Annotated in this window: 14 protein-coding genes; all 14 read right to left on the reverse strand. The window is 66.7% G+C overall.

The window, feature by feature from the left end:
• Position 1 precedes the first annotated feature (1 nt).
• Positions 2-313 carry a chorismate mutase gene (locus tag EZM81_RS05485; protein ID WP_136645067.1) on the reverse strand — a complete coding sequence of 104 codons (312 nt, stop codon included), beginning with the start codon at positions 311-313 and terminating at the stop codon, positions 2-4.
• A 65-nt stretch (positions 314-378) separates the two neighbouring features.
• Positions 379-2,055: a formate--tetrahydrofolate ligase gene (locus EZM81_RS05490; RefSeq protein ID WP_136645068.1), complete on the reverse strand. Its 1,677-nt coding sequence runs from the start codon at positions 2,053-2,055 to the stop codon at positions 379-381.
• Between the two features lie 225 nt (positions 2,056-2,280).
• A complete protein-coding gene (locus EZM81_RS05495; protein WP_135448854.1) occupies positions 2,281-2,865 on the reverse strand; it encodes an MOSC domain-containing protein in 585 nt (194 codons plus the stop codon).
• 13 nt (positions 2,866-2,878) lie between these two features.
• On the reverse strand, positions 2,879-3,856 hold the full coding sequence (locus tag EZM81_RS05500; protein WP_135448853.1) for a magnesium transporter CorA family protein: 978 nt from the start codon (positions 3,854-3,856) through the stop codon (positions 2,879-2,881).
• A 94-nt stretch (positions 3,857-3,950) separates the two neighbouring features.
• Complete coding sequence (ftsH, locus tag EZM81_RS05505) at positions 3,951-5,879, reverse strand: ATP-dependent zinc metalloprotease FtsH (protein ID WP_136645069.1); 1,929 nt, start codon at positions 5,877-5,879, stop codon at positions 3,951-3,953.
• A gap of 82 nt (positions 5,880-5,961) precedes the next feature.
• A complete protein-coding gene (gene tilS / locus EZM81_RS05510; protein WP_248298140.1) occupies positions 5,962-7,158 on the reverse strand; it encodes a tRNA lysidine(34) synthetase TilS in 1,197 nt (398 codons plus the stop codon).
• A complete protein-coding gene (ybgF, locus tag EZM81_RS05515) occupies positions 7,149-7,979 on the reverse strand; it encodes a tol-pal system protein YbgF (RefSeq protein WP_135448850.1) in 831 nt (276 codons plus the stop codon). Before ybgF ends, tilS begins: the two co-directional genes overlap by 10 nt.
• A 3-nt stretch (positions 7,980-7,982) precedes the next feature.
• Positions 7,983-8,510, reverse strand: coding sequence for a peptidoglycan-associated lipoprotein Pal (pal, locus tag EZM81_RS05520; protein ID WP_135448849.1), 528 nt, complete (start codon positions 8,508-8,510; stop codon positions 7,983-7,985).
• 82 nt (positions 8,511-8,592) lie between these two features.
• Entirely contained in the window at positions 8,593-9,933 is a 1,341-nt protein-coding gene (tolB, locus tag EZM81_RS05525; RefSeq protein ID WP_135448848.1) for a Tol-Pal system beta propeller repeat protein TolB, read from the reverse strand.
• A 99-nt stretch (positions 9,934-10,032) separates the two neighbouring features.
• A complete protein-coding gene (locus EZM81_RS05530) occupies positions 10,033-11,163 on the reverse strand; it encodes a cell envelope biogenesis protein TolA (protein WP_136645071.1) in 1,131 nt (376 codons plus the stop codon).
• A gap of 8 nt (positions 11,164-11,171) precedes the next feature.
• Complete coding sequence (gene tolR / locus EZM81_RS05535; protein WP_136645072.1) at positions 11,172-11,678, reverse strand: protein TolR; 507 nt, start codon at positions 11,676-11,678, stop codon at positions 11,172-11,174.
• Positions 11,679-11,681: 3 nt separating this feature from the next.
• Positions 11,682-12,377, reverse strand: coding sequence for a protein TolQ (gene tolQ, locus EZM81_RS05540; RefSeq protein WP_135448845.1), 696 nt, complete (start codon positions 12,375-12,377; stop codon positions 11,682-11,684).
• 209 nt (positions 12,378-12,586) lie between these two features.
• The gene (ybgC, locus tag EZM81_RS05545; RefSeq protein WP_135448844.1) at positions 12,587-12,991 is read right to left on the reverse strand and encodes a tol-pal system-associated acyl-CoA thioesterase; all 405 of its coding nucleotides are present in this window, start codon (positions 12,989-12,991) and stop codon (positions 12,587-12,589) included.
• 28 nt (positions 12,992-13,019) lie between these two features.
• Positions 13,020-13,640, reverse strand: coding sequence for a hypothetical protein (locus tag EZM81_RS05550; protein WP_136645073.1), 621 nt, complete (start codon positions 13,638-13,640; stop codon positions 13,020-13,022).
• Between the last annotated feature and the right edge of the window lie 140 nt (positions 13,641-13,780).

Genomic DNA, 13,780 nt, shown 5'->3' on the forward strand with positions numbered 1-13,780 from the left:
CTCATCCCTTCCTCAGACTGTCCGGTCCAAGCTTGCTTTCCTCGCGCGCGATGGACCAGTCGATCAGCCGTCGCCAAAGCTTTTCCACCAGATCGGGCGGCAGCCCGTAGGTGGCAGCATGGCGGCGGACGTTCCGTACCACTTCCTCGACGCGGGCCTCGATCCGGGCGGGCAGGTCGGCCTCTGCCTTGATCTCGGCCGCGCGGTCGATATAGGCCGCCCGCTCTGCAAAGAGCCGGACGAGATCCTCGTCCAGCCGGTCGATCTCAGCCCGGATATGGGCCATTGTCGTGCAGTCTGCGGGCTTTCGCATCGTCGTCTCCCTGGGCGAGGCACCCCCGAGATAAGGGGATGCCCCGCCATAGGCAATGCGACCGCTTAGAACAGGCCCTCGACCTGGCCCTGTTCGTTCAGGCGGATCACCTCGGCGCTCGGCACCTTGGGCAGGCCCGGCATGGTCATGATCTCGCCGCAGATCACCACGATGAAGCCCGCGCCGGCCGACAGTCGCACCTCGCGCACCGGGACCGAATGGCCCGTCGGCGCGCCGCGCAGGTTGGGGTCGGTCGAGAAGCTGTATTGCGTCTTGGCCATGCAGATCGGCAGGTGACCATAGCCCGCGGCCTCCCAGGCCTTCAGCTGGTCGCGGATCGACTTGTCGGCCAGCACCTCGTCGGCGTGGTAGATGCGCTTGGCGATGGTCTCGATCTTCTGGAACAGGCCCATCTCGTCGGGATAAAGCGGCGCGAAGGTCGAGGCGCCGCTTTCGGCAAGCTTGACCACGGCGCGCGCCAGATCCTCGATCCCGGCAGAGCCCTGCGCCCAGTGCTTGCACAGAACCGCCTCGGCGCCCTGTTCGGCGACATAGGCCTTGACGGCGGCAATCTCGGCATCGGTGTCGCTGTAGAAGTGGTTGATCGCCACGACGACCGGCACGCCGAAGCTCTTGACGTTGGCGATGTGGCGGCCGAGGTTCGGACAGCCCTTCTTCACTGCCTCGACATTCTCGGTGCCGAGATCTGCCTTGGCCACGCCGCCGTTCATCTTCATCGCGCGGACCGTGGCCACGATCACCGCAGCGGCGGGTTTCAGCCCGGCCTTGCGGCACTTGATGTCAAAGAACTTCTCGGCCCCGAGGTCGGCGCCGAAGCCCGCCTCGGTCACGACGTACTCGCCCAGCTTCAGCGCCGTCTTCGTGGCGATGACGCTGTTGCAGCCATGCGCGATGTTGGCGAAGGGGCCGCCGTGGACGAAGGCGGGGTTGTTTTCCAGCGTCTGCACCAGGTTCGGCTGCATCGCGTCCTTCAGAAGCACCGTCATCGCGCCGTCGGCCTTGAGGTCGCGGCAGTAGATCGGCTTCTTGTCGCGGGTATAGGCCACCACGATATCGCCCAGACGCTTCTGCAGATCTTCCAGGTCGTTGGCGAGGCACAGGATAGCCATGACTTCCGAGGCGACCGTGATGTCGAACCCGGTCTGACGCGGGAAGCCGTTCGATACCCCGCCGAGGCTGACCACGATGTCGCGCAGCGCGCGGTCGTTCATGTCCATCACCCGGCGCCAGACCACGCGGCGCTCGTCGATGCCAAGTTCGTTGCCCCAGTAGATGTGGTTGTCGATCATGGCCGCCAGCAGGTTGTGGGCCGAGGTGATCGCATGGAAGTCACCCGTGAAGTGAAGGTTCATTTCCTCCATCGGCACGACCTGGGCCATGCCGCCGCCCGCCGCGCCGCCCTTCATCCCGAAGTTCGGGCCCAGGGACGCCTCGCGGATGCAGATCACCGCCTTCTTGCCGATCCGGTTCAGCCCGTCGCCCAGGCCCACCGTGGTCGTGGTCTTGCCCTCACCCGCCGGCGTCGGGTTGATCGCGGTGACGAGGATCAGCTTGCCGTCGGGCTTGCCGGCCAGGCTCTTGATGAACTCCTGGCTGACCTTGGCCTTGTCATGGCCGTAGGGCAACAGATGCTCGGCCGGGATGCCAAGCTTTGCCCCGATCTCCATGATCGGCTTCTTCTTCGCTTCGCGCGCAATTTCGATGTCGGTCTTGAAGGCCATGTCGCGTCTCCCACGGGGCAGGTTGTTCCGTTTGCGACGTGATACCGGGCGAAACGGCGATGCCTAGGCCGGTTTCCGACCTGAAAACCGCGAAATTCGCCCTGACCTGTTTCCCATAAGAAACCACGGCACCAAAGCCGGAAAATTCGGCTGTATCTGCCCATCCTCTGTGCGCAAACATCCCGCCGGGTGTCTGGGGGCTGCGCCCGCCCAGGGCCAGCCGGATCACCCGCGCCAGGGCCTTTGTGCCGGAACGTGCAACCGCAGCTCGTCGCCCAGCCGCAGGATCCCTTCGCGCTCGACCCAGGCCGTCACGCCCCGCTTGCCCGCGGCGGCTGCCTTGAACGCCTTGCCCTGCCCGGGCAATGCCCTGTCGATGGTCACCGCCGGCTCCTGACAAGGCAGGTTCTCCATGTCCACGACCAGCGTCACCCCGTCCGGCCCCTGCAACCGGCTCGACGGCGGGACATGGGTGAAATCCGGGATGCCCTCGACCACCAGAGAGGCGCCGACCCAGGCGTAATCCATCGCGCACAGCCCCATGTCGCGGGCGACCTCGGCCATTTCCTCGGCACTGACCACGCAAAGCTGCCGGACATTCCTGATCTCGGTGCCCTTCGGATGCTGCTTCACGACCCGGCTGCACGACGGCCGCGTCAGACCGGAATGCACCTCGCCCGCGAAGCCCGAGAAACTCAGCGGCATTTCCATCAGCGGCTGTGCGGTGATCACTAGCTTCTCCACCGGCACAGGCTGATAACCCAGCCAGACGACACGGGCCACATGGTCGGTCGGGATCAGGGCAGGCATCGCCTCTCCTCTTCTACAGCCATTTCTTCCAGCGAAAGATCAGCCAGGGCACCAGTGCCGAAAGAACCATCAACCCCAGCGCCATCGGATAGCCCCAGGTCCAGGACAGTTCCGGCATGTGCTCGAAGTTCATCCCGTAGATGCTGGCAATCAGCGTCGGCGGCAGGAATACAAAGGCAACGACCGAAAAGATCTTTATCACGTCCGACTGACGGATGCTGATCACCCCCAGCGTCGCATCCAGCAGGAAGCGGACCTTCTCGGCCTGCGCGCCAACCACTTCGTGCAGGCTGCGGATGTCCTGCAACAGGGTCTTGGCCCGGGTGCGCGTCGCCTGCCCCATGCGCAACGGTGAATGCGCTTCCTTGTCCACCGTCAGATAGCCCACCAGCCGCACAAGAGTACCCAGGCTTTCACTTGCCTTGGCGTTCACGTCCTCGGCCAGACCGATCCTGCGCAGCAGGTCAGACAGGTCCTCGCCGTTCGCGGCACCCCGGTCGGGGGCGAACAGTTGCCGCGACAGACCATCAAGCCGCCGTGCCTCGGCCTCCAGGATGTCGGCCAGCCGGTCCACCACCGCCTCCAGCAATCCCAGCAACGCATCGACCCCGCATTTCAGCGGCGTGTCGTGCCGCGAGGCCCAGTCAGCGAAAGAGTCGAAAGACCCCGGATGATGGTAATGCACGCTGACCAGCCTGTCGGGCAGCACAACGAAGGTGACCGGGCCAATCTCGATTGCCCGGGCGGCATCGGTGGCCACCACCTGCGCCGTCAGGAACAGCGCCCCGTCCTCGCGGTAGATCCGGGACGAGACCTCGATCTCCTGCATGTCCTCGCGCGTGGGAATGTCGATGCCAAGGGCCGCTTCGACCGCATCCTCTTCCGCTACGGTCGGCGCTCTCAGGTCGATCCAGATGGCGTCGCGCAGATGCTCGCGCGTCAGGTCCATCCGCACCAGCCGGTCTTCTGCTGTCCTGTGTGCCGCGATCACGCCCTTGCCTCCGTCTGCGGGTGGCACAGGGTAACGGCTGTCCCGCCCATGCAAAAGGCCCCGCCGAAGCGGGGCCTTACGTTGTCACATTCCGTCACAAGGGCGCTGGCTCGGGCTCGGGACCGGGCTTCGCGCCGCGGCCGCGCGTCTTGGGAATCGCCGCAACCGAGGCCCCACCGCCACCGCTCGGGGCCGGCTTGTCGGCATCGTCGTCGCCACCCAGGGGCTCTCCGGCAATCACCTTGCGGATCTCGTCGCCGGTAAGCGTCTCATACTCCAGCAAACCCTTGGCCAGACGCTCGAAATCCTCGTGGCGCTCCAGCAGGATGCGCCGCGCGGTCTCGTAGCCCTCGTCGATCAGGGCCTTCACCTCGGCCTCGATCAGCTGCTTGGTCTGCGCGCTGACCGAGAAGCCTGCCGTGTTGCCCTGATAGCCCTCGTGCGCCTCCGAGTAATCGACATTGCCGATCTTGTCGGACATGCCCCAACGCATGACCATGGCGCGCGCCAGGCTCGAGGCCTGCTGGATGTCGCCCACGGGCCCAGAGGACACGCCCTCTTCGCCATACTTGATGATCTCGGCCGCCTTGCCCGCCATGGTCATGGCGATGCGCTGCTTCGCCTCGTCCTTGTGCATCTGAAGCCGGTCCATCTCGGGCAGGCTGACCACCATCCCCAAGGCGCCGCCGCGCGGGATGATCGTCGCCTTGTAGACGGGATCACACTTAGGCAGCGTCAGACCGACGATGGCATGGCCGGCCTCGTGATAGGCGGTCTTTTCCTTCTGGTCGTCGGTCAGCACCATCGACCGGCGCTCTGCGCCCATCATCACCTTGTCCTTGGCGCGCTCGAAATCATCCATCGTGACGAAACGGCGGCCGACCCGCGCGGCCATGAGCGCGGCCTCGTTCACCAGGTTCATCAGGTCGGCCCCCGAAAAGCCGGGCGAGCCGCGCGCGATCGTCCGCAGGTCCACATCCGGACCCAGCGGCACCTTGCGGGCATGGACCGACAGGATCTTCTCGCGTCCCTTGATATCGGGGTTCGGCACATGGATCTGCCGGTCGAACCTGCCAGGGCGCAGAAGCGCGGGGTCCAGCACGTCCTTGCGGTTGGTGGCTGCGACGATGATGACACCCTCATTCGCCTCGAACCCGTCCATTTCCACCAGAAGCTGGTTCAGCGTCTGCTCGCGTTCGTCGTTGCCGCCCCCGATGCCCACGCCCCTCGCGCGGCCCACGGCGTCGATCTCGTCAATGAAGACGATGCAGGGGGCGTTCTTCTTGGCCTGCTCGAACATGTCACGCACACGGCTGGCGCCGACGCCTACGAACATCTCCACGAAGTCCGAGCCAGAGATGGTGAAGAACGGCACCCCAGCCTCACCTGCGATAGCACGGGCCAGAAGCGTCTTTCCGGTGCCCGGAGGGCCGACCAGCAGCGCGCCCTTCGGGATCTTGCCGCCCAGGCGGCTGAACTTCTGCGGGTTGCGCAGGAATTCGACGATCTCCTCAAGCTCCTCCTTGGCCTCGTCGATGCCGGCCACGTCGTCGAAGGTGACGCGACCCTGCTTTTCCGTCAAAAGCTTCGCGCGCGACTTGCCAAAGCCCATCGCGCCGCCGCGTCCCCCGCCCTGCATCCGGTTCATGAAGAACAGCCATATGCCGATCAGCACGATGAAGGGCAGCCACAGCGACAGAAGCGACATGAAGCCCGACTGCGCCTGCGGTTCGGCGGTGACTTCCACGCCCTTGGCGATCAGGTCTCGGGTCAGCGTGTCAGTCAGGATCTCACCCTGCGGACGGATCGTGACATAGGTGTTGCCGTCCTTCGCGCGGACCACCACCCGCTCTCCGTCCAGCACGACGCTTGAAACCTGCCCGTCCTCCACGCGGTTGATGAATTCCGAATAGCTGAGCGACCGTGACGACATCGTGGTCGTGTTGCCGGAAAACAGCTGGAACAGCGCCATGACCAGGATCAGCAGAACGACCCAGAACGCTATGTTGCGTGCATTGCCCACAAGGCATCTCCTCAATTGTCCGCGGGGCCCGGAACGGGCGCGGACCGTCTTTGTGCCCAAGATAAGCTTTTGCCGCCCGTGTTCAATCGCAGAGTCCGAAAAGGCCCTCGGGTGCGTCAAGACGTGCCGACCAGCCGTTCGGCCAGCCCGCAAGCGGTGCGGAATGCAGCACGTCGCCACGCCAGACGGCCGGCGTCACCGCCAGCACCTCACGCGACAGACCAGTCGCCCGCCAGCCGGGCACCTGCCGCAACCCTTCGCCGCCCAGGGAGCGCACCTCGCCCTCGGGGCCCGTCACCTGCCAGCGCCCGTCCCAGACCTCACCCACGGCAACCGGCCTGCCCAAAACCCGTGCCTCGCGGCACAGCCAGCCCCGCGTGAAACGTACCCCGGCCAGTGTCGCCGCGCGCCCTGCCCGCATGGCGCCAGCGAAACGTGCCAGATCGGCCGCGCGGGGCGCGTAATCCGCTCCATTCAGCCATCGCAGGGCGGCCACCAGCACCTGGCGCTGCACCTCCTCCGGCTCCTCCCAAAGCCCCAGCCCGACCTGCAAGGCCCCGGCCTCGACCCGCAGATGTGCGGCTGCCGCGCGCACCTGCACCGCCAGCGCCGCCTGCACCTGAGCCAGATGGCCCGCCACCCCCGCCAGACCCTCAGCCGTGATCCCGAGCGGCGCCAGAGCCGCCAGCACCGCCCGTGCCCTGACCCGCTGGAACCGGTTGTTCTCGTTGGTCGGATCGTCGATCCAGGCAATCCCTTGCGCTGAGAGCCAGTCGCGCAGCTCTGCGCGTCCTGCGTCCAGAAGGGGACGGTGGAAGGTGACCCCCTGCTCGGCCCAGATGCGCCGCATTCCCGACAGGCCGGCGATTCCCGCCTGCCGGGCAAGCCCCATCAGAAAGGTCTCGGCCTGATCGTCGCGGGTATGGCCAAGTGCGACATGGGCAATCCCTGCGCCCCGCGCCCAGTCGGCGATCAGTGCCATACGTGCGCGCCGCGCCGCATCCATCAGATTGCCCTGTATCTCACCATGCGTCCAGACCCGCACCTCATGGGCCACGCCAAGCGCCGTGCAATCACGCCCCACCGCTGCCGCCTCGGCGGCGCTTTCGGGGCGCAGGCCATGATCCACTGTCACCGCGCGCACCCTGAACCCCGCCCGCAGCGCCAGATGCAGAAGGGCGGTGGAATCCCCACCGCCCGACAGCGCAATGCCGATGGTCTGGCCCTCGGGCAACCGCTCGCGGATCAGCCCGATCAGCCGCTCCGTCCTTACCGGCACCCCAGCCCCTGCATTGCCACGCTGGCCTGCGAAGCCTGGATGCTGCCCGGAAACTCGATCCCGACCGCTGCAAGCGTCTGGCATCCGGCGTCGACCTGGCCCAGCGCGCCCAGCGCCTCGCCCAGCTTCAGCACCGAATCCGCGGCGAAGGTTCCGGTCGGGTTCGCGGTGTATGCGTCCAGGTAGGCCCGCGCGGCAGCCGAAGTCTCGCCCAGGCGGCTTAGCGCCTCGCCGCGCAGGAACATCGCCTCCTGAGTCAGCGGCCCGCCAGGATAGGATTGGGCAAAGGTCTCAAAGAGCGTTGCAGCACCGCGAAAGTCACCTTGACCGAGCACCTCCTTGGCCCGGTCGAAGTCCGCCTGTTCGCTGACGGCAAGCTCTGCCCCACCCGTTCCCGTGCTGACCCCGGGGTTCACCACGGCCGGTGCCGCCACCGCAGCGCCCGTGTCTCCCCCGAGGGTCGGCGTCGCGCCAAGGTTGCCCGGATCGCAGCCCGGCGTCACCTCGCACAGCCGGTATTCGATGTCACCGATCCGGTTGGTGCCATCCGCCACCACCCGGTTCACGCGCAGTTCCACCTCTTCGGCCCGTGCGGTCAGCCGGGCTAGCGTCGCCTCGATCGCGTCCATCCGCGACAGCGCATCACCGCCCGCTGCCCCGCTGGTCATCGCGCCGGTGGTCACCAGCTCGGCCTTGAGCGCGTTGAATTCGGCCGCGAGCATTGCCAGCTCCGCCCGGATGTCGGCCAACGTCTGCGTCCGGTCCTGGGCATGGCCCAGGACCGGCAGCAGCGAAAGGAACAGGACCAGAGCGAAGCGCATCGCTTACATGCCCGCCCCGGCCGACAGCACCGTGACGGCGCGGCGGTTCTGCGAATAGCAGGATTCGTCCGAACACACGGCAATCGGACGCTCCTTGCCGTAGCTGATCGTGCGCAGGCGGCTGGCCGGCACACCCTGGCTGATCAGGAAGTTCTGCACCGCCGCCGCGCGCCGCGCGCCCAGCGCCAGGTTGTATTCACGCGTGCCCTGTTCGTCGGCATGGCCCTCGATGATCGCGGCATAGCCGGTGTTGGTCAGCAGCCACTGTGCCTGCGCCGTCAGGATCTGCCTCGCTTCGGGGCTCAGCGTGGACTGGTCCACCGCGAACAGCACGCGGTCACCGACACGCTGGTTGAAATAGGCGATCGAGGACGGGTTGTTCGGATCACCCAGACCCGTGGTGTCGATCCCGCCCATGCCGCCCGGGCCGCCAGCGCCACCGGGGCCGCCGGAACCGTAACGGTCGGGGTTCTTGCAGGCGGCAAGTGCCAGCGCGGCGACAAGCAGCAGGGATTTCACGGCAAGGGTCATGGAGGTCATCCTTCTTGTTGGCTCGATTGTGGCCACAGTATCAGGTTTGCGCCGCCGTGGGAATCCGGCGGCGCGGCACGTTTCAGGGCAATAGCGGCGACCAGGCCGGATCGCTGGCCGGGCCGTCGGTCGGGATTTGCTTCAGGTTCCGTCCGGTGATGTCCACCGACCACAGCGTGGCCTGCCCGCCTGCGCCGCTGGTTTCACGGGTGAACATGATCACCCGCCCGTTCGGCGCCCAGGTCGGGCCCTCGTCCAGGAAGCTGGCCGTCAGCAGGCGCTCTTCGCTGCCGTCGGTGCGCATCACGCCGATGTGGAAGCGGCCCTGATGCTGCTTGGTGAAGGCGATCAGGTCGCCGCGCGGCGACCAGACCGGGGTGCCATAGCGCCCCTGCCCGCCTGAAATCCGCACGCCTTCGCCGCCGCTGGCCGGCATGATGTAAAGCTGCGGCGTGCCTGTCCGGTCGGACTCGAACACGATGCGGCTGCCATCGGGGCTGAAGCTTGGCGCCGTCTCGATCGAGGGGGCATTCGTCAGCTGCCGCAAGGCGCCGCTGCCCACGTCCAGTGCATATATGTCGGTATTGCCACCGCGTTCCAGACTGAAGACGATGGTGCGCCCATCGGGGCTGAAGCGGGGGGCAAAGGTCATCGTGCCCGGCTGTTCTTCCAGCGTCTGGCGGCGCAGCGTGGCAACGTCCATCAGGGTGATCCGGGGGAAACCGGTCTCGTAGCTGGTGTAAAGGATGCGGTCACCGGTGGGCGAGAAACGCGGGGCCAGCACGATGCTGCTGCTGTCCGTCAGATACTGGACGTTCGCGCCATCGTAATCCATCACTGCCAGCCGCTTGAGCCGCTGGTTCTTCGGCCCCGACTCGCTGACGAACACCACCCGGCTGTCGAAATAGCCGCCCTCGCCTGTGATCTTGGAATAGACGACATCGGCAACCTTGTGCGCCATGCGCCGCCAGCCCTGGGTCGTGCCCGCAAATTGCAACGCCGCACCCTCCAGCGTGGTGCCGTTGAACACGTCATAGGCCCGGAACTTCACCGTGATCCGGTCGCCCGCGACCGAAACCGCGCCCGTCACCAGAACCTGGGCATTGATGGCCTTCCAGTCCTCGAAGGCGATCCCGCCGTCGAAACTGGTGATCCGGCTGATGTAGGCCTCTTCGCCGATGTTGCGGAAGAAGCCCGTCCCGGTCAGGTCGGAAATCACCACTCGCGTGATGTCGCGCGCATACTGCCCTGCGCCGCCCTCGTCGATGAAGGTGGGCACCGCGATCGGCATCGGCTCGATCACGCCGGGACCGATCACGATGCGCGGCGGTGCGTTCTGCGCCATGGCCGGGTCCGCGACCGGGGCCGCAAGGACCGTCACGCCAAGGACCAGCGCAAACAGGGTTCGGAAGGCAGTTCTCATGGGTGCTGTCATCGGCCTCATGCTCCGTTTCTCGTGTCGTTGCCCGCGATCATGCGGGAGAAGTGGGACGTCTGGGCGACATTTCAGTGCTTCTGACGATCATCTGAACCGCATCCCGTTGGCATCGAAGACCAGATCCAGCACGCGCCAGGTGTCGTACTTGTCCGGCGGCAGCGGTATGCCGCCTTCGCTGTGGGTCCGGTTCACCGCCCGCCGCGCGATCTGGAACAGGTTGTCGATCGCCGCCTGGTTCGGACCATTCGACTCGATGAGCTGGAAATCTGTGGGGCGACCGTCCGGCCCGAAGGTCACCCGGATCACCACCATGCTGCGCAGGACATCGGTCGACGCAGCGCCAAGGTTCCAGCGCCGCGCGATGGCGCTGGAGATGTCGCCCATCTCGCCCCCGGTCAGCGGTGGCCCCTGGGGACGGTTCTGCCCGCCGGTGGGCGCCGGCGTCGGCGCCGGTTCCGAGGCCGCCTCGGCCAGGAGCGCCGCGATCGCATCCTCGGTTGCCTGGTTGTCGACCGGCTGTTCCTGCGGCGTCTCGCGCGGTGGCGCGGCGGCCGCCACCTCCGGCTCGGGCTGCGGGGGCGCAAGACGCTCGGGCTTGGCTCGCGGCCGGATCGAGGTGGTCATACCCGTCGCCGCCGTCTGGTCGCGATTCGCCTCGGTCAGCAGAACGTCGCCGGTTACCTCGGGCGCGGTTTCCTCGGTAGGGGTTTCCTGCACGACCTCGGCCTCGGCCGGCTGGTCGCTGACGGCGGGCGTCGGCGTGTCCGAAGTCGGCACCTCCGGCTGCACCTCGACCGGGCTTGGCGCCACGATCTCGGCCGCACGCGGCGCGGGCTGGATCTCGGTCGAGGGCGAGGGCAGCGGCTGCTCCACTTCAGCCTGCACGGCATCGCTGGGGGCAGGTTCTGGTTCCGGCTCTGGCACGGGTTCGGGCGCCGGCTGCGGGGCAGGTTCCGGGGCAGGCGGGGGTGCGGGTTCGGGCTCTGGCGCCGGCTGCGGATCGGGCCGTGCCTGCGGTCGCACCGGGGCCGGCTCTTCCACGGGATCTGGCGTCGCCGCTGCCTGAAGGGCCGCAAATTCGGCGCTGGTCAGGATCGAGACCTGCGTCGCAATGATCTCTTCGGCGGGTTTCGGCGCGAACAGCCAATCCCCGACCAGGACCCAGAGGATCACCCCTGCATGTCCGATCCCCGAATAGATCGTTCCCGTCTGCATCCCGCGCCCTAGCCGCCCGATCCCGCGTCGCCCGCAGCATCAGACGCGGCCCCGCCGCCAAAGCTTGGCCCCTGCGCATCGGTCACCAGACCGATCTCGTTGAAGCCGCCCGCGTTCAGCGCCCCCATCACCTGCGCCACCCGTTCGTAGGGAATCGTCCCGTCAGCCCGCAGGAACACCTTCTTCGAGGTCCGCTCGGCCGCGATCGCCCGCAGTTTCGGGATCATCTCGGCATCGGCCACCTCGGTCGTCTGGATCGCTATGCGCCCGTCCGCCGTGATGGAGACGGTCAGCGGTTCCTCCTGTTCCGTCGGCAAGGCACCTGCAGCCGTCTTCGGCAGTTCCACAGGCACGCCTACCGTCAGCATCGGTGCTGCCACCATGAAGATGATCAGAAGAACCAACATCACATCCACAAAGGGCGTGACGTTGATCTCGCTCATCGCGGCCGACCGGCCGCGACGCCTGACGCGCCGGCCACCACCACCGGCCGATTTGATGACCCCGGCACCCACGGCTCAGGAATCCAGCTGGCGCGACAGGATCGTCGCGAATTCGTCGGCAAAGCTTTCGTAGCCGCCCACGATCCGCTCGCTGTCGGCATTCAGCTTGTTGTAGAAAACCACCGCCGGAATCGCGGCCACCAGGCCGATGCCCGTGGCCAGAAGCGCCTCGGCGATACCCGGGGCCACCACGGCCAGGTTGGTGTTCTGGCTGATGGCGATCTGCTCGAAACTGTGCTTGATCCCCCAGACCGTCCCGAACAGGCCGATGAAGGGTGCGGTGGACCCCGTGGTGGCCAGGAAGCTGAGACCACGGTTCAGCTCTTCGCTTTCCCGCGCGATGGCCACGTTCATCGCCCGGTCGATCCGCGCCTGCGCACCTGCGATCAGCCCGCCGTCCTGCTTGTGGCTGCGGCGCCATTCCAGCATTCCGGCGGCGAAGATCTTTTCCGACTGGCCCTGCGGGTCTGGCCCGATCCTCTCGAACAGCTCGTCCAGCGGCTCGCCCGACCAGAAGGCCCGATCGAAAATCGTCGCCTCACCCCGCGCGCGGCGGAACTGGATGTGCTTCTGGATGATGATCGCCCAGGACCAGAAGGACATGATCAGCAAGGCGATCATGACCAGCTTCACCGTGAAGGTGGCACGGGCAAAGAGGGCGACCATGGAGAAATCGATCTCCTGCGCCATCGCAAGGGTGTTGGTGTCCATACGCCTGCTCTTGTTGATCGGGCCGTTTCCCAGCGCCGTTAGCCGAGTTTGTATCAAGATTGGAAGGGCTTTGCCAACACAATGGTGTGGGCAGCAAGGATTCGCCGCCCGGTGAGGGCGGATGCTGCTGGCCGGGTTTCCTGCTCGCGCGGCACAGGCGCCTCGGCGGCGAGGGGTGGCGCCATCAACGACGCCCCACCGTATCCGGTTCAGTGCACCGGCCCCGCCAGCCTTGCCCGCACCTCAGCTGGCAGCCGCGCGGCATGGCCGTCCTCTGTCAGGCAGACCAGGGTGACCTGCGCCACGAACAGCCGCTCGCCTGCGCGCGTAATCAGCTGTTCCAGCCCGATCCTGGCCCCGCCCAGCGCGGTCAACGTGGTCTCGACAAGAAGATCGTCGCCGAAGCGGGCGGGACGCAGGAAATCTGCCTCAACCCGCCGCACGGCAAAGACGATCCCGTCGCGCGCCTTCAGCGCCATCTGGTCCACGCCCAGCGACGCCACCCATTCCGTCCGGGCACGCTCGATGAACTTCAGGTAGTTCGCATAATAGACGATGCCCGCGAGGTCGGTGTCTTCATAATAGACGCGGGTGCGGAACTGGTGCGGGGTCATGGGCTCTCCGAACGGCCTCGGGGCCAGCCTAGCCCAGCCGGCACCGCGCCGCCAGCCGCAGCGCATGGCTCGCGTCCCGCGCCACGGCGGGCAACACCGGATCATATCCCGCCCGGATCACCGCGCCGATCTCGGGCCGCAGGATCACCCTTACCCCTACCCGTGCCAGCGGGGAACTGCCATCGAAAGCCCGATCCGACCAAAGCACGATCGTCTGCACCGCCTGGGCCAGCGCCAGGGTCTCAGCCGGCATCTCCGACAAGGCATCGTCCATCCGCAGAAAGACGAAGGCCGCCCTGATCGCGCCGCCCGCGTCAAAGCGGAAGATGCGATACTGGTTCGCCCCCGCCGCCTGCAGCCGCGCCACCAGCGCCGGCAGTTCCGGTACCAGCCGGCCAAGGTCGCGCAACTCCGGCAGCTCCGCCCAGTCGCGGAAGGCAAAGACCATCAGGTTCACCCCCAGTTCCGGGTCGGTCTCGGCCATCTTGTGCCCTGCCAGCGCCACTACCGCCTCGAAGGCCCCCTTGAAGACCGACAGACTCGCATCATCGACGCCAAACACCACGGGCACCACCGGCCGCCCCCAGCGCGCGAACAGATAGGCCCCGTCGCTGCGGGTGAACAATGCCTCTACCTCTGCCGGCTCCATGCCCCGCCTCCTTCGTATTCCCGGCTGCGGTAGCATCCGGCAGAGTTGCGACACAAGTCCTTGCTCCTTTCCATATACTCCGGGGGCATGGGGGTAAAACGCCCCATGCCCAAAGGAGAAGGGCGGCATCGCCCTCCGAC

The organism is Tabrizicola sp. YIM 78059 (assembly GCF_004959785.1).
Taxonomy (GTDB): domain Bacteria; phylum Pseudomonadota; class Alphaproteobacteria; order Rhodobacterales; family Rhodobacteraceae; genus Tabrizicola; species Tabrizicola caldifontis.